15 protein-coding genes are annotated in these 15,391 nt (G+C 70.6%); 9 read left to right on the top strand and 6 right to left on the bottom strand.

The window, feature by feature from the left end; all coding sequences use genetic code 11:
- Nucleotides 1–2: 2 nt before the first annotated feature.
- Both MCHLDSM_RS11435 and MCHLDSM_RS11430 read right to left on the bottom strand, forming a co-directional pair.
- The gene (locus MCHLDSM_RS11435) at nt 3–1,577 is read right to left on the bottom strand and encodes a 1,4-alpha-glucan branching protein domain-containing protein (RefSeq protein WP_048470140.1); all 1,575 of its coding nucleotides are present in this window, start codon (nt 1,575–1,577) and stop codon (nt 3–5) included.
- A complete protein-coding gene (locus tag MCHLDSM_RS11430; protein WP_048470139.1) occupies nt 1,574–2,362 on the bottom strand; it encodes a class I SAM-dependent methyltransferase in 789 nt (262 codons plus the stop codon). The genes MCHLDSM_RS11435 and MCHLDSM_RS11430 overlap by 4 nt, the downstream gene beginning before the upstream one ends.
- Nucleotides 2,363–2,557: 195 nt before the next feature.
- Here MCHLDSM_RS11430 and MCHLDSM_RS11425 point away from each other — a divergent pair, with 195 nt between their 5' ends.
- The 6 genes from MCHLDSM_RS11425 to mnmA all read left to right on the top strand — a co-directional run bounded on the left by MCHLDSM_RS11425 (nt 2,558) and on the right by mnmA (nt 8,516).
- Nucleotides 2,558–3,349: an electron transfer flavoprotein subunit beta/FixA family protein gene (locus MCHLDSM_RS11425; RefSeq protein WP_048418072.1), complete on the top strand. Its 792-nt coding sequence runs from the start codon at nt 2,558–2,560 to the stop codon at nt 3,347–3,349.
- Between the two features lie 53 nt (nt 3,350–3,402).
- A complete protein-coding gene (locus MCHLDSM_RS11420; RefSeq protein WP_048470138.1) occupies nt 3,403–4,359 on the top strand; it encodes an electron transfer flavoprotein subunit alpha/FixB family protein in 957 nt (318 codons plus the stop codon).
- A gap of 158 nt (nt 4,360–4,517) precedes the next feature.
- Entirely contained in the window at nt 4,518–5,351 is an 834-nt protein-coding gene (locus MCHLDSM_RS11415; protein ID WP_048470137.1) for a GNAT family N-acetyltransferase, read from the top strand.
- Nucleotides 5,351–6,208, top strand: coding sequence for a lysophospholipid acyltransferase family protein (locus MCHLDSM_RS11410; RefSeq protein ID WP_048470136.1), 858 nt, complete (start codon nt 5,351–5,353; stop codon nt 6,206–6,208). The genes MCHLDSM_RS11415 and MCHLDSM_RS11410 overlap by 1 nt, the downstream gene beginning before the upstream one ends.
- A gap of 38 nt (nt 6,209–6,246) precedes the next feature.
- Entirely contained in the window at nt 6,247–7,440 is a 1,194-nt protein-coding gene (locus tag MCHLDSM_RS11405) for a cysteine desulfurase family protein (protein ID WP_048470135.1), read from the top strand.
- 2 nt (nt 7,441–7,442) lie between these two features.
- A complete protein-coding gene (gene mnmA / locus MCHLDSM_RS11400) occupies nt 7,443–8,516 on the top strand; it encodes a tRNA 2-thiouridine(34) synthase MnmA (RefSeq protein WP_048470134.1) in 1,074 nt (357 codons plus the stop codon).
- A 13-nt stretch (nt 8,517–8,529) separates the two neighbouring features.
- On the opposite strand, the gene MCHLDSM_RS11395 is transcribed toward mnmA, so the two are convergent.
- Nucleotides 8,530–9,246: an SDR family NAD(P)-dependent oxidoreductase gene (locus MCHLDSM_RS11395; RefSeq protein WP_048470133.1), complete on the bottom strand. Its 717-nt coding sequence runs from the start codon at nt 9,244–9,246 to the stop codon at nt 8,530–8,532.
- Between the two features lie 96 nt (nt 9,247–9,342).
- On the opposite strand from MCHLDSM_RS11395, the gene MCHLDSM_RS11390 reads away from it, so the two are divergent.
- Nucleotides 9,343–9,945: a TetR/AcrR family transcriptional regulator gene (locus MCHLDSM_RS11390; RefSeq protein ID WP_048470132.1), complete on the top strand. Its 603-nt coding sequence runs from the start codon at nt 9,343–9,345 to the stop codon at nt 9,943–9,945.
- Nucleotides 9,946–10,016: 71 nt separating this feature from the next.
- Nucleotides 10,017–11,597, top strand: coding sequence for a Na+/H+ antiporter (locus MCHLDSM_RS11385; RefSeq protein ID WP_048470131.1), 1,581 nt, complete (start codon nt 10,017–10,019; stop codon nt 11,595–11,597).
- Between the two features lie 16 nt (nt 11,598–11,613).
- Here the strand turns inward: MCHLDSM_RS11385 and MCHLDSM_RS11380 are convergent, their stop codons facing one another.
- The gene (locus MCHLDSM_RS11380; RefSeq protein WP_048470130.1) at nt 11,614–12,267 is read right to left on the bottom strand and encodes a sensor domain-containing protein; all 654 of its coding nucleotides are present in this window, start codon (nt 12,265–12,267) and stop codon (nt 11,614–11,616) included.
- Nucleotides 12,268–12,302: 35 nt separating this feature from the next.
- On the opposite strand from MCHLDSM_RS11380, the gene MCHLDSM_RS11375 reads away from it, so the two are divergent.
- Nucleotides 12,303–13,316 carry a uroporphyrinogen decarboxylase/cobalamine-independent methonine synthase family protein gene (locus MCHLDSM_RS11375; protein ID WP_048470129.1) on the top strand — a complete coding sequence of 338 codons (1,014 nt, stop codon included), beginning with the start codon at nt 12,303–12,305 and terminating at the stop codon, nt 13,314–13,316.
- 4 nt (nt 13,317–13,320) lie between these two features.
- Here MCHLDSM_RS11375 and MCHLDSM_RS11370 read toward each other — a convergent pair whose 3' ends face one another.
- Together MCHLDSM_RS11370 and MCHLDSM_RS11365 are read right to left on the bottom strand one after the other, a co-directional pair.
- Nucleotides 13,321–14,937: a 4-coumarate--CoA ligase family protein gene (locus tag MCHLDSM_RS11370; protein ID WP_048470128.1), complete on the bottom strand. Its 1,617-nt coding sequence runs from the start codon at nt 14,935–14,937 to the stop codon at nt 13,321–13,323.
- Nucleotides 14,934–15,377: an MmcQ/YjbR family DNA-binding protein gene (locus MCHLDSM_RS11365; protein WP_048470127.1), complete on the bottom strand. Its 444-nt coding sequence runs from the start codon at nt 15,375–15,377 to the stop codon at nt 14,934–14,936. The genes MCHLDSM_RS11370 and MCHLDSM_RS11365 overlap by 4 nt, the downstream gene beginning before the upstream one ends.
- Nucleotides 15,378–15,391 lie beyond the last annotated feature (14 nt).

Here is a 15,391-nt window from a genome sequence, read left to right as displayed (position 1 = left end):
CGTCACGCGCTCGGCAGTCTCCGCGCGTCCAGCGCGCCGAACAATCCGTCGGCGCGGTTCCAGCCCTGTGCGAGGCGCTGCGCCTGCTCCACCCTGCCGGACGCCAACGCGTCGGCGATCTCGCGGGTGGCGTGCGCGTGCAGGTGCGCCCGGTAGCGCGCGTAGTCGGCCGCCGAGTCCTTGCTGACCATGAACGGCCAGTCGCTGGACACGGTCAGCAGCGTCTCGCGCAGGATCTGGTCGGCGACGAACATCCGCGGTCCCGGCGCACCCAGTGCGGCCGCGTGGGCGAGTGCCTTGTCCACCGTGCTCAGCGCCGTGTCGACGACCTCGGTGTTCAGCCGGACCAGATCCGCCACCTGATCGCCTGCCCACACCTGCCAGTCCTTACCGGAACCCCATGAGCTGGGCGGCAATTCGACCGGGGCGCCGACGTAGCCGTCGGCGATCGCGTCGGTGAGTGTGCCGACCCGCACACCCGCCTCGGGCAGCGCCCGCAGCACCTTCTCCAGCCAGAGTGGGCCCTCGTACCACCAGTGGCCGAACAACTCGGTGTCGAAGGCGGCGATGACGTGCGCGGGCCGCCCGATCCGGGCGCTCTCGCTGATCAGGCGTTCCCGCACTGTGGCGACGAAGTCTTCGACGTGGCCGTCGACGGCGGCCGCGGCCCGCGCGGGATCGTAGGGTGCCTTGGCGTCCGAGGGCACGTTACGACCGGTCACCCGAGCCGGTTTGAGGCCCGTCGCATGGTCGTAGGTGTGGAAGTCGCGGTACGCGGCATGGCCGGGATAGCCGGATTTCGGGGACCACACCCGGTAGCTGACGGCCAGATCGCGGCCGAACGCGACGACGTCGGAGTCGCCGACCGGGCGGCCGAGCGCGGTGTCGCCGTGCAGCGACGGGCCGTCGACCATGAAGTGGCCCACCCCGGCGGCGGCGTACTCGGTCTCCATTCCCGGCGCGTAGGCACACTCCGGCGCCCAGATCCCGGCGGGGCGGTGCGCGAAGCGCTGCTGGGCGTCCGCCAGACCCTCGCGCAGCGCGAACTCGCGCAGCCGAGGGTTGAGCAACGGCTGGAAGGGGTGCGCGAGCGGACCGCCGAGCAGCTCGATCACGCGGCCGTCGATGAGCTCCCGCAGCACCGGGCTGCCACCGTGCCGCCACAGCGTCTCGAACTCGGCGAGCTCGCGATCGGCCTCGGCCAGCTCGCGGGAACCGAAGCGGCGCAACGCTTCTGGCTCCGACGCCGGGGACGGACCGGACGCCGTTCGGGCGGTCGCGGCTTCACCGGCGCGCAGCCGCCAGTTGGCCAGCCAGTGGTGCATGCCCTGCAGGCAGTAGGGATCGTCGAGCTGGGCGGCCACCACCGGGGTGACGCCGAGGGTGACCAGGTGCTGCCGATCCTCGTCGGCCAGGGTCCGCAGCACCCGCACCAGCGGCAGATACGCCGCCGACCAGGACTGGTAGAGCCATTCCTCGCCGACCGGCCAGCGGCCGTGGTGGGCCAGCCACGGCAGATGGGTGTGCAGGACGAAGGTGAACAGCCCGGGTACGGGGTCTGACGTGGGAACCGTCACGGCCGCACCGCGATCGCGACCAGGTCGAGACTGGCGTCGATGTCCCGGCCGTCGGTGAGCTCGAAGTCGTCGACGGTGACCGATTCGACGTCGGCGAGCAGCTCGGCCGGCCACGGCGCATCGGCGAGGGCGCGGGCGATCTGCGCGTCGATGATCGAGCCACCATGCCGCGCGTCCAGCTCGGCGAGCCGGGACCCGTGGTACACCCCGAGCATCGAGTCCGCTCGCAGCCCGGCGTCGACGAGCAGCTCGGTCAGCTCCGCGGCGTTGAGTTCCCGGGTGTGGAACGGGTTGACCGGGGTGTCGAGACCGGGGGAGAAGGTGATCCGGTTGGGGGTCGACATCAGCAGCAGCCCACCCGGGCGCAGCACCCGGCGGCACTCGGCGACGAACTGGCCCTGGTCCCAGAGATGCTCGATCACTTGGAAATTGACCACCACATCCACCGACTCGTCGGCCAGCGGCAAGGCGGCGAGGTTGCCGTGACGCATGTCCACGCGCGGATAGCGGGCCCGGACGTGCGCCACCGCCGACTCGTCGTAGTCCAGGCCGATCACCCCGCGCGCGACATCGGCGATCAGATCGGCACCATAGCCCTCGCCGCAGCCCGCCTCGAGCACGTCCCGGTCGCGGCACCGGTCCAGCAGGCGGCGGTAGACCACCTCGTGCCTGCGGAACCAGTAGTTCTCCTCGGCGACACCGGGGACGGTCCGCTCACCCGTCAGCGCCATGGGGGCGTCAGCCGGCTGCGTCCCAACCGCTGAATGGGTCACGTGTGCGCTCATCGGAGGCAGGCTAACCCGTAACCGACCGATGACGAACTGTTCATAGGACCCCGGCGGGCGAGAACGCAAACTTCGACCAGCTATGGTGTTTTTGCGAACCGCCTTAAGTTACCCGCTGGTAACCTGGGGGTGAGAGCTCCAAACGTGATAAGGCGGGCCGGTCACCGGCCCCTTCGAGAAGGACGAACTGCAGTCATGACGAACATCGTGGTTCTGATCAAACAGGTTCCCGACACATGGTCCGAGCGCAAGCTGTCCGAGGGTGACTGGACCCTCGATCGCGAGGCCGCCGACGCCGTGCTCGACGAGATCAACGAACGCGCCGTCGAGGAGGCGCTGCTAATCAAGGAGCGTGAGGGCGGCGACAGCACCGTCACCGTGCTGACGGCCGGCCCGGAGCGGGCCACCGAGGCGATCCGCAAGGCGCTGTCGATGGGTGCCGACAAGGCTGTGCACCTGGTCGACGAGGGTCTGCACGGTTCGGACATGGTGCAGACGGGCTGGGCGCTGGCCCGTGCCCTGGGCACCATCGAGGGCACCGAGCTGGTCATCGCCGGTAACGAGGCCACCGACGGCACCGGTGGCGCCGTGCCGGCGATCATCGCCGAGTACCTCGGCCTGCCGCAGTTGACGCACGTGCGCAAGCTCACGGTGGAGAACGGCAAGGTCACCGGCGAGCGCGAGACCGACGACGGCGTGTTCACCCTCGAGGCGACGCTGCCCGCCGTGGTCAGCGTCAACGAGAAGATCAACGAGCCCCGCTTCCCGTCCTTCAAGGGCATCATGGCCGCGAAGAAGAAGGAAGTGACCAAGCTGACGCTCGCCGAGATCGGTGTGGAGGCCGACGAGGTCGGTGTCGCCAACGCCGGTTCCAAGGTGCTGTCGTCCACCCCGAAGCCGCCCAAGACCGCGGGCGAGAAGGTCACCGACGAGGGCGAGGGCGGCACCAAGATCGCCGAGTACCTGGTCGCACAGAAAATTGTGTAGGTAGATCGTCCCAATTCTCATCCACCCCTAGAACTCAAGAGGCAACGAAACCCATGGCTGAAGTACTCGTGCTCGTGGAGCACGCTGAAGGTGCGCTGAAGAAGGTCACCGCCGAACTGATCACCGCCGCGCGTGCGCTCGGTGAGCCCTCCGCGGTCGTGGTGGGCAAGCCCGGCACCGCCGAGCCGCTCGTTGAGGGGCTCAAGGCAGCCGGCGTCGCGAAGATCTACGTCGCCGAGTCCGACGACGCCGAGAACTACCTGATCACGCCGTTCGTCGACGTGCTCGCCTCGCTGGCCGAGTCCGCGTCGCCCGCGGCGATCGTCCTGGCCTCCAGCGCCGACGGCAAGGAGATCGCCGGCCGGCTGGCCGCGCGCATCGGCGCGGGCATCCTCAGTGACGTCGTCGAGGTCCGCGAGGGCGGCAAGGCGATCCACTCGATCTTCGGCGGTGCCTACACCGTCGAGGCCGAGGCCGTCGGTGACACCCCGGTGATCACCGTGCGCCCCGGTGCGATCGAGGCCGAGTCGTCCGAGGGCGCCGGCGAGGTCGTCACCGTCGAGGTGCCGGCGCCGGCCGAGAACGCCACCAAGATCACCAAGCGCGAGCCCGCGGTCGCGGGTGACCGCCCCGAGCTCACCGAGGCGACCGTCGTCGTGTCCGGTGGCCGTGGTGTGGGCAGCGCGGAGAACTTCGGTGTCGTCGAGCAGTTGGCCGACTCGCTCGGGGGCGCGGTCGGCGCCTCCCGCGCGGCGGTGGACTCGGGCTACTACCCGGGCCAGTTCCAGGTCGGCCAGACCGGCAAGACCGTCTCGCCGCAGCTCTACATCGCGCTGGGAATCTCCGGGGCGATCCAGCACCGCGCCGGCATGCAGACGTCCAAGACGATCATCGCGGTCAACAAGGACGAAGAGGCGCCGATCTTCGAGATCGCCGACCTCGGCATCGTCGGTGACCTGTTCAAGGTCACCCCGCAGCTGACCGACGCGATCAAGGCCCGCAAGGGCTGATCGCCGCAAGGCACCCGCGTCAGGCCCTCGTCCCCACCGGGACGGGGGCCTTTCGCCTTTCCGGGCCGGGCACCCGCCCCCGAACCGTCACCCACCGCTCACGAACACGTCACGCACCGATTGCCGTCGCGCTGATCGCCTGCGCGACCGTGCTGGCTATGAGCACTGCTTCTGTACTCATCGCCAGCGATCCCGACAGCTCCGCAGCCACCCACCCCCGCTACTCGCTCCTGCTGTGCACCGACGCCGACTCCATCGAGGCCGCGCAACGGCTGCGCCACGACGTGTTCACCGCCGAACCCGGGTTCACGCTGGCCGACACCGGCCACGCCGGCCTGGACGCCGACCGTTTCGACGAGTACTGCGACCATCTGCTGGTCCGCGACGATCACACCGGCCAGCTCGTCGGGTGCTACCGGATGCTGCCCCCGCCCGGGGCGATCGCCGCCGGAGGCCTCTACACGGCCACCGAGTTCGACGTCTCGGCACTCGACCCGCTGCGTCCCTCGCTGGTCGAGATGGGCCGCGCGGTGGTCCGTGCCGGGCACCGCAACGGCGCGGTCGTGCTGATGATGTGGGCGGGCATCCTGGCCTACCTGGACCGCTGCGGCTATGACTACGTGACCGGCTGCGTGTCGGTTCCGGTCGCCGACCCCTCCGGCGTCGAACCGGCCGGAAGCCACCTGCGGGGCGTGCGGGACTTCGTCATGCGCCGCCACCGGGCGCCGCACGAGTTGACCGTGCGGCCCTACCGGCCCGTGGTGGTCGCCGGCCGCTCGCTGGACGACATCGACCCCCCGGCCCGGGTGTCGGTGCCGCCGCTGATGCGCGGATACCTGAGGCTGGGCGCCCAGGTCTGCGGAGAACCCGCCCACGATCCCGACTTCGGGGTCGGTGACTTCCCGGCGCTGCTGGACAAGCGTCGCGCCGACATCCGCTACCTGACGCGGCTGCGCTCGGCCGGCGCCGCCGCCACCGCGGTGGACGCGTGATGAGCACGCGCACCCACGCCTGGCTGCCGGCAGCCTCCTGCGGCCCGGGCTGCATCGCGGCGGGCGCGGCAGCCGCAGGCCGGCGTCCCGTGGTGATGCTGCGGGTCGCGCTACGGGCCACCCTGACGATTCTGCTGCTGCCGACGCTGCCGCTGCTGGCGGTGCCGCTGCCGGGTCGCTCGCACCTGCAGCGGCGGTACTGCCGCGTGGTGCTGCGCTGCCTGGGCATCAGGATCACCGTCTCCGGCGGCCCGGTCCGCAACCTCCCCGGTGTCCTGGTGGTCAGCGGGCACGTGTCCTGGGTGGACATCTTCGCCATCGGCGCCGTCATGCCGGGCGCCTTCGTCGCCAAGGCGGAGATGGTCGGTTGGCCCGGGCTGGGCACGCTGGCCCGGATGATGAAGGTCATCCCGATCGACCGGGACGATCTGCGCCGGCTGCCCGAGGTGGTGCGCGCCGTCGCCGACCGGTTGCGTGCCGGGCGCACCGTGGTCGCGTTCCCCGAGGGCACGACGTGGTGCGGGCTGGCGTACGGACCCTTCCGGCCGGCCATGTTCCAGGCCGCGATCGACGCCGGCCGCCCGGTGCAGCCGCTGCGGCTGAGCTACCACCACCGCGACGGCAGCAGGTCGACGGTGGCGTCCTACATCGGCGACGACAGCCTGCTCACGTCGATCCGCCGGCTCGTCACCGCGCGGCGCACCGTCGTCCACGTCCGGGTCGAATCGCTGCAGCTGCCCGGCGAGGATCGCCGGGACCTGGCCGCGCGCTGCGAGGCCGCGGTGCGCGGCACCCCGTCACCCAACGCCGCGTGGGCGGCGCCGGCGTGCGGTGACGGTCACGCGCTGGTCGCCTGAGCAGGGCTGCCCGCAGGTGGCGGCTATTGTGGATCGTTGTGACTGCGCCCGCGGTGTACCTCGACCACGCTGCCACCACCCCGATGCGCCCGACGGCCATCGAGGCGATGACAGCGGTGTTGTCGACGGTCGGGAACGCCTCCTCGCTGCACGGATCCGGCCGGCTGGCCCGCCGCCGGCTCGAGGAGTCCCGGGAGACGCTGGCTCAGCTGCTCGGCGCGCGGCCGTCGGAGGTGATCTTCACCGCCGGAGGCACCGAGAGCGACAACCTCGCCGTCAAGGGGATCTTTTGGGCTAGGCGTGACGCCGAGCCCGGCCGCCGCCGCATCGTCACGACGCCGGTCGAGCATCACGCGGTGCTCGACGCCGTCGAGTGGCTGGTCGAGCACGAAGGCGCCGAGGTCACCTGGATCCCGGTCGACCGCGACGGGGTGGTGACACCGGCCGCGCTGCGGGCCGCGATCGGTGATCCCGCCGACGTCGCCCTGATCTCGGTGATGTGGGCCAACAACGAGGTCGGCACCATCATGCCCATCGCGGAACTCGCGCAGGTCGCCGCCGGCTTCGACATCCCGATGCACAGCGACGCGGTGCAGGCCGTCGGGCAGGTGCCCGTCGACTTCGCCGCCAGCGGCCTGTCGGCGATGAGCGTCACCGCGCACAAGTTCGGCGGACCCGCCGGCGTGGGCGCCCTGCTGCTGCGCCGCGACACCGCCTGCGTGCCCCAGTTGCACGGCGGCGGGCAGGAGCGCGATGTGCGCTCCGGCACCCAGGATGTCGCGGGCGTCGTGGCCATGGCCGCGGCGGCGCGCGACGCGGTCGAGACCATGGACGCCACCGCGGCGCGGGTGCGCGCACTGCGTGACCGGTTGATCGACGGCGTGCTGGGCACCATCGACGACGTGTATCTCAACGGCGCGGCCGGAGTCGGCCGGCTGCCCGGCAACACGCACTTCACCTTCCGCGGCTGTGAAGGTGACTCCCTGCTGATGTTGTTGGACGCCAAGGGAATCGAGTGCTCGACCGGATCGGCGTGCACCGCCGGTGTGGCCCAGCCCTCGCATGTGCTGACCGCCATGGGCGCCGATCCGGCCAGTGCGCGCGGATCGTTGCGGTTCTCGTTGGGGCACACCAGCACCGAAGCCGACGTCGACGCCGCGCTGGCGGTGCTGCCCGCGGCGGTGGAGCGCGCGCGCCAGGCGGCGCTGGCGAGCTCGGGAGGACGGCCGTAGTCATGCGGGTGCTGGTCGCGATGAGCGGTGGCGTCGATTCGTCGGTGGCCGCCGCGCGGATGGTCGACGCCGGACACGACGTCACCGGCGTGCACCTGGCGCTGTCGTCCGCGCCGGGCACCCTGCGCACCGGATCGCGGGGATGCTGCTCGAAGGAGGACGCCGGCGACGCCCGCCGGGTCGCTGACGTGCTCGACATCCCGTTCTACGTCTGGGATTTCGCGGACCGCTTCAAGGAGGACGTCATCGACGACTTCGTCGCCTCCTACGCGCGCGGGGAGACTCCGAATCCGTGCGTGCGCTGCAACGAGCGGATCAAGTTCTCCGCGTTGGCATCCCGGGCGCTGGCGCTCGGCTTCGACGCGCTGGCCACCGGTCACTACGCGCGGTTGTCGGACGGTCGGCTGCGCCGCGCGGTCGATCACGACAAGGACCAGTCCTACGTGCTGGCGGTGCTGACCGCCGAGCAGCTGCGGCACGCGGTGTTCCCGATCGGGGACACCCCCAAGGCGCAGATCCGCGAGGAGGCCGCCCGCCGCGGACTGTCGGTCGCCACCAAGGCCGACAGCCACGACATCTGCTTCATCCCCTCCGGGGACACCCGGGCATTCCTGGGCGCCCGCATCGGCGTGCGCCCCGGGGCCGTCGTCGACGCGGCCGGCACCGTGCTCGCTGAGCACGACGGCGTGCACGGTTTCACGATCGGCCAGCGCAAGGGACTCGGCATCCCGGGACCCGGCCCGGAGGGCCGGCCCCGCTACGTGACCGGGATCGACGCCGACACCGGCACCGTCCACGTCGGTGACCTCGCCGACCTGGAGGTCACCACGCTGGTCGGTGACAAGCCGGTGTTCACCTCCGGGACGGCGCCCGACGGTCCGGTGGAATGCGTCGTGCAGGTCCGCGCCCACGGCGGCACCGCCGACGCCGTCGCCACGGTCCGTGACGGGTCGGTCGCCGTCGACCTGCGCGTCCCGCTGCGCGGCGTCGCGCCCGGGCAGACGCTGGTGCTCTACCGTCCCGATCCCGACGGTGACGAGGTGCTCGGGAGCGCCACCATCACCGGGGCGCACTGACGCCACGCGCTCATCAGCCGAGTGCGAAGGCGCGGGGTGGCCCTGACAGCGCCGACTTCGCCTCCGCGCCGATCGGGTCGAGCACCTCGATCTCGCCCGCCTCCAGCCCGTCGAGTGCGAGCCGCACGAGATCGGCCGGGTCGATCACCCGGCCGTCGGGGAATTCGATGCCCTGGCGGCGCGCGAAGTCGTAGAGCGTCGGCGTGCCCACGAGTCCCGGCACCAGAGCGGTCACGAGCGTGCCCTGCTCGGCCAGTTCGACGCGGACGCCGTTGGTCAAGCCCCACTGCGCGGACTTCGCGGCTGCATACGCGGTGTTGCCCGGCACGGTCGACCACGCGGCCGCCGACAGCACGTTGAGGATGGCACCGCCGCCGTTGCGCGCCAACACCGGCGCGAACGCCCGGATCATCGCCAGAGTGCCGAAGTAATTCGACTCCATGGTCGACCGGATCGCGTCGGGATCACCGTCGACCAGACTGCCGCCCGCGGTGTCGGCGGCGTTGTTGATCAGCAGGTCGACGTCCGATGCGCGTGCCGCTGCTGCCGCCACGGATGCCTGGTCGGTGATGTCCAGGCGCATGACCTCCGCGCCGGGGATGTCGATCAGCTCAGGTGTGCGCGCGGTCGCGTAGACCGTCGCTCCGCGGGCGAGCAGCTCGATCGCGAAGGAGCGTCCGATTCCGCGGTTCGCCCCGGTGACCAGAGCGGTGGCACCGTGCACGTTCATCTGTCCTCCATAGGGGTGTACGAACATGACCACTCGGTCATGTTCATCCCACGCTGACACAAGGTGACCGGTCGGTCAAGTTGGTAGTCTCGTCGCATGCCGTCGAGTCCTCGCCCCCTTCGCGCGGACGCGGCTCGCAACCGTCGGCAACTTCTCGACGCCGCAGAGACGGTCTTCGCCGAGCGCGGGCTCGCCGCCTCCGTTGCTGACATCGCCGCGCGAGCCGGGGTGGCGAAAGGAACGGTGTTTCGTCATTTCGCCACGAAGGAAGACCTCATCGCCTCCATCGTGTGCGAGCACATCACCGCGTTGACCGATGCCGCGAAGGGTCTCGCCGGTGCGCCGGATCCGGGTGCGGCACTGAGGGATTTCCTCGTGATCGCCGCCGACCAACGACGGCAACACGATCTGACGTTCCTGCAGACGGCCAGTGACGGTGATCCCGCAGTGGGGCGGGCGCGAGATGATCTGCACTGTGCCCTCGGGGTACTCGTCGACCGGGCCCGCGACGCCGGCGTGCTCCGGCCCGACATCACCGAGACGGACGTCTTCCTGCTGATGTGCGCGCCCGTGCACGTCACGGACAATCTCGCCGATCCACCGCCGATGCTGTGGCGGCGCTACCTCGCCATCATCTTCGATGGGTTGCGCCCCGAGGGTGCGCATCCGCTGCCCGAGCCGCCACCGACACTGCCGTGACCGCTGTCGCACGGTCGCGCCACCGGTCGAATCGCATTGACAGCTGACCACATCGGCACGAGGGTGTCGAGGTGAACCATGCCGAGGTGCTGATCACCGCATTGCTGATGGCCGTGGCCGCGCTGGGGGCACTGGCATGCCGCCTGTCGGTGCCCTATCCGATTCCGCTGGTGATCGGTGGGGCGCTGGCGGGTTTCATCCCCGGCTTGCCGGAGATCCGCCTCGAACCCGACCTCGTTCTGGCGCTCTTCCTGCCCCCGCTGCTGTACAAGTCGGCGATCTACGCGAACTTCGGCGACTTCCGCACCGGCCTGCGCAGCCTCACCCTCAGTGCGGTCGCCCTGGTCGTCGTCACGATGGTGGGGGTGGCGTGCGCCGCGCACGCCGTCGTTCCCGAAATGCCCTGGGAAGCGGCCTTCGTGCTCGGCGCGATCGTGTCGCCCACCGATCCGGTGGCCGCGGCCACCATCATGCGTCGCCTGGGCGCCCCGCGCAGACTCATCAGCAGCATCGAGGGCGAAGGGCTGTTCAACGATGCGACCGCGCTGGTCGCCTTCCGGGTCGCGGTGGCCGCCACCGTCGCGGGCAGTTTCTCGCTGGCCGACGCCGGGTTGAGCTTCGTGTTCGGAGCGCTCGGCGGCATCGCGATCGGCCTGGTGGTGGGCTGGTTGTCGGGATGGGTCCGCGCCCGCATCTACGACGCCCAGATCAGCGTCACGATCTCGTTGCTCACCGGCTACGCCGCGTTCCTGCCCGCCGAGGCGGCGGGCGCCTCGGCCGTCCTGGCGGTCGTCACCGCCGGGATCGTCATGGCGATCCGCAGCCCCGATGTCCTCGACGCCCGCCCCCGGCTGCAGGGCTACTTCGTCTGGGACATCATCGACTTCCTGATCAACGCAACGCTTTTCGCGCTGATCGGCCTGCAACTGCACACCATCGTGTCGGGCCTGCACGAGTACCGCTTCACCGCCCTGGTGGCCTACGCGGCCGCGGTGACCGGGACCCTGGTCGCCGTCCGCATCGCCTGGTTCTTCTCGGTGCCCTATCTGATCAGGCTGCTCGACCGCAGGCCCCGGCAGCGTCGCCGACGCGCCCCGGCGTCGTGGCGGCTCGTCATGGGGTGGAGCGGGATGCGGGGCGCGGTCTCGCTCGCCGTGGCGTTGGCACTGCCGCTGCAGACCGCCGACGGTGCGCCGTTTCCGCACCGCGAGTTGATTCTCTTCCTCACCTTCGTGGTCATCTTCTTCACACTCGTGGTGCAGGGGCTGACCCTGCCGGCGCTGATCAACCGATTGGACCGCAGCTCGGACCCGGAGGACGCCGAAGAAGACCGGGCGCGGCTGACCGCGGCGCGGGCGGCCCTGGACCGGATCGACGAGCTCGCCGACGAACAGTGGACGCGCACCGACACCGCGGAGCGCATGCGTGGTCTCTACGAGTACCGGGCACAGCGGTTCGAGGCCCGGGTGGCCGGTGACGAGGTCGGCGACTACGAGGAGCGGTCGCGGGCATACCAGGACATGGTGCGAGCGGTGCTGCAGGCTCAGCGGAATGCGCTGATGACGATGCGGCGCGAAGGATCGCTGTCGAACGAGGCCTTCAACCGCATCCTGTACGACATCGACCTCGAGGAGTCCCGCCTCGAGGCATGACCGCCGGCCGACGAACCTAGCCCGGCACGTTGTCGGCGATGTTGGTCATCACCAGGTCGGGCACCGACTCGGGGAACGAGCAGAACGTCACCTCGATCATGACCGCGGACTTCACCCGGTAGTCGCGTCCGCACGCGCCGGGGCGGATGGACACCGCATCGGTCTTCGCGCTCACCTCGCCGACCAGCACGGGCCCCTGATCCGTGTCGCCGCACTCGTCGATGCGGCGGGTCAGGCCGGTCAGGGCGCCCACCGCCGTGGCGGGGTCGACGTAGCCCGCGGCAGCCTGGGAGATCAGCGCCCCGCGCGCCGGATTCTGGTGGATGGTCTTGTGGAACTCCTCGACCGCCGAGCCGAACACCTGGGTCTCGGCGAACAGCCACTCGCACTGTGCGGGCACGTCACGCACCACCTGCTCGGGCAGGAACCCGGTGTTCATCGGAATGTCCACCGGCACTTTGCTTTCCGTGCCGGGAATGGCGGTGAGATCCGGGCCGGAACCGGTGATCGCCTGCATCTGGGAACGGTCGAGCAGGACGGCGTCGACGTCGACGGGCGAGCGGGAATCCTCGTCGAGGCCGGGCACCGGCCGGGTCGCGGTCCCGGCCACGGTCTGCGCACACCCCGACATCAGGATCGCCACGGCGCACAGGAGCACGCGGCCCGTCATGCTTCGAGGGTAGTGCGTCGCCTATCGTCGGGCGAGTGACTGCATTCGCGACCGCCACCGGGGTCGGATCATGGCCGGGGACCTCGGCCCATGACGCGGCCGAGGTGGTGGTGGGGGAGTTGCACCGGCTGCCCCATCTCGTCGAGCTTCCCGGCCGCGGCGTAGGCGCGGACCTGATCGGGCGTGCGGGCGCGCTGCTGGTCGACATCGCGATCGACACGATCCCGCGCGGCTACCGCATCGCGGCGGGGCGCAGCGGGGTCACCCGACGGGCGGCCAGCCTGCTCGACGAGGACATCGACGCGCTGGAGGAGGCCTGGGAGAAGGCCGGTCTGCGCGGCGGCGAACGCGTGGTCAAGGTGCAGGCGCCCGGGCCGATCACGCTGGCGGCGCATCTCGAACTCGGCGGCGGGCACCGCGCGATCACCGACGCCGGCGCCGTCCGGGACCTGACCGTGTCCCTGGCCGAGGGGGTGGCCGCGCACCGTGCGCAGCTGCAGCGGCGCCTGCAGACACCGGTGGTCGTCCAGTTCGACGAGCCGTCCCTGCCGGCAGCGCTGGCGGGACGGTTGTCGGGAGTGACGAGTCTGAGCCCGGTCCACCCGGTCGACGAGTCGGTGGTCATCGGGCTGCTCGACGACTGCGTGGCCGCGGTGGGCGGTGAGGTGGCCCTGCACAGCTGCGCCGCCGGCCTGCCGTGGAAACTGTTGCAGCGCAGCACGATCGGTGCGGTGTCGGTCGACGCTCAGACGCTCACCGCGGCCGACCTCGACGGGGTCGGCGAGTTCCTGGAATCCGGGCGGACCGTTCTGCTCGGTGCCGTCCCGGCCGCCACGCCGGTGGCAAGGCCGTCGGTCGAGGAGGTCGCGACGACGGTGGCCGCGGTGACCGACCGCCTGGGGTTCTCCCGGGCGGTGCTGCGTGACCGCGTCGGGGTGACCCCGACCTGCGGGCTGGCCGGCGCCACCCCGGCCTGGGCGCGCCGGGCCGTCGAAGTGGCGCAGAAGGTCGCCGACGCATTCGCCCAGGATCCCGACGCGATCGGGTGACCGGTCAGGCGTTCTTGAGGTCCTTGCGCAGGATCTTGCCCGACGCGGATTTCGGTACGGCGTCGATGAATTGGACCTGGCGCACCTTCTTGTAGGGCGCCACCTGGCCGGCGACGAACTCGATGACCTCGGCCTCGGTGAGCTCGGCGCCGGACTGCTTGACCACGTAGGCCTTGGGCACCTCCTCGCCCTCCTCGTTGGGAACACCGATCACCGCGGCGTCGGCGATTCCGGGGTGGCTGAGGAGCACGGCCTCGAGCTCGGCGGGCGGCACCTGGTAGCCCTTGTACTTGATCAGCTCCTTGAGCCGATCGACGATGTACACACAGCCGTGCGCATCGACCTGCGCGAGATCGCCGGTGTGCAACCAGCCGTCGTCGTCGATGGTGGACCGGGTGGCCTCGTCGTTGTTCAGGTAGCCGGCCATCACGTTGGGTCCCTTGAACCACAGCTCGCCGGTCCTGCTCAGCCCCTCCTCCGGCGGCGTGATGTCCTCGCCGGTGTCCGGGTCGACGATCTTGGACACGGCGTTGGACACCGTCCAGCCGACCGAGCTCAGCGGCGCGTCGATCTTCATGTCGTGCTTACCGGCGTCGAACGGGGTGATGTGGCTGACCGGGCTCAGCTCACTCATGCCGTACCCCTGCACCACCCGGCAGTCGAGCCGTTCGGCGACCGCACGGCCCAGATCCGCGTCGAGGGGGGCGGCACCCGACATCACGACCTTGAGCGAGGACAGGTCGTGCTCGTCGACGAGGGGATGCTTGGCGAGCGCGACGGCGACCGGCGGCGCGATGAACGCGATCGTGCAGCGGTGCTCGGCGATGTTGCCGAGGAACTGGCCGAGGTCGAAGCTCGGCATGATCACCAGCCGCGCCCGGGCGTGCAGCGCGGCGTTGAGCAGCACCGTCATCCCGTAGATGTGGAAGAAGGGCAGCACGGCCAGCACCACGTCGTCGGGCACCATGCCGTGCAGCGGCCGGATCTGCGCGACGTTGGCGACCAGGTTGCGGTGCGTGAGCATCACGCCCTTGGGGTTGCCGGTCGTCCCGGAGCTGTAGGGCAGCGCGGCCAGATGCGACGACGGCGCGAACGTCACCTCCGGCGCAGGCGCTTTCGCCTCGAGAAGCTCCGCCGCGTTGGGGTGCCCGTCGGCGGCGCGGCCCGGGCCGTCGAGCACGACGAGGTTGTCGTCGGGCAGCCCGACCAGCTTCGCGGCTTCGGCGGCCTGGGGCGCCAGGGCGGCGACGGTGATCAGCATGACCGCGCGCGAATCGGTCAGCTGCTTGGCGATGTCCTTGGCGGTGAACAACGCGTTGATCGTCGTCGCGGTCGCGCCGGCGCGCAGGATGCCGTGAAAGGCCACCGCGAACGCGGAGCTGTTGGGGGCGAGCAACCCGACCACGTCGCCGACACCGAGCCCGCGGGCCGCCAGCGCACCGGCGAAGGTGTTGATGCGCGCGATCATCTCGCGGTAGGTGGTCTGCCGGCCGGTGGCGGAGTCGACCAGCGCTACCCGGTCCAGGTCGGCGTCCTTGGCACCGGAGAAGCCGGAGAACAGGTAGTCGTAGACGCTGGCGGTGGGGATGTCGACTTCGGGGAAGGGGCTCGAGAAGCTCATGGTGTCTCCGATCGAATCATGTCCGGGCCGGACCCGGACTGCCGTTGGTCGAGCTGGCGGAGCAGTTTCTTGGGCGCCACCATCCGGTAGGAGGCGTCCAACAGTTCGCGGACCTCGGTCCAGTCCACGACGGTGGCGGTGAGGTCCAGCCCGAGCCACCCGAACGGGCCGAGGTAGGCCGGGAAGAAGTAGCGGCGATCCTGCACGAGTGCCCGGCGGTCGCTGTCGTCGACCTTGATCAGCAGTGCGTGCGGGTAGGGCACGTGGACGCCCTTCGCCTCGCCCTTCTCTGAGCCGCCGTAGACGGCGAACATCTTCGGCGCGCAGAACACCGGTCGGCCCCAGGAGATCTTCTCGACGGCGCCGGGGAAGGCCAGCGCGATCGCGCGCACGTCCGCCAGACCGGGATCGTGTTCGGAGAACATGACCGGATGCGGCATGCCTGCAGCGTAGC

It is taken from the genome of Mycolicibacterium chlorophenolicum (assembly GCF_001044235.1).
GTDB classification, from domain to species: domain Bacteria; phylum Actinomycetota; class Actinomycetes; order Mycobacteriales; family Mycobacteriaceae; genus Mycobacterium; species Mycobacterium chlorophenolicum.
Note: the sequence above shows the minus strand (reverse complement) of the source record. Positions and strands in the feature narration are given on the sequence as shown.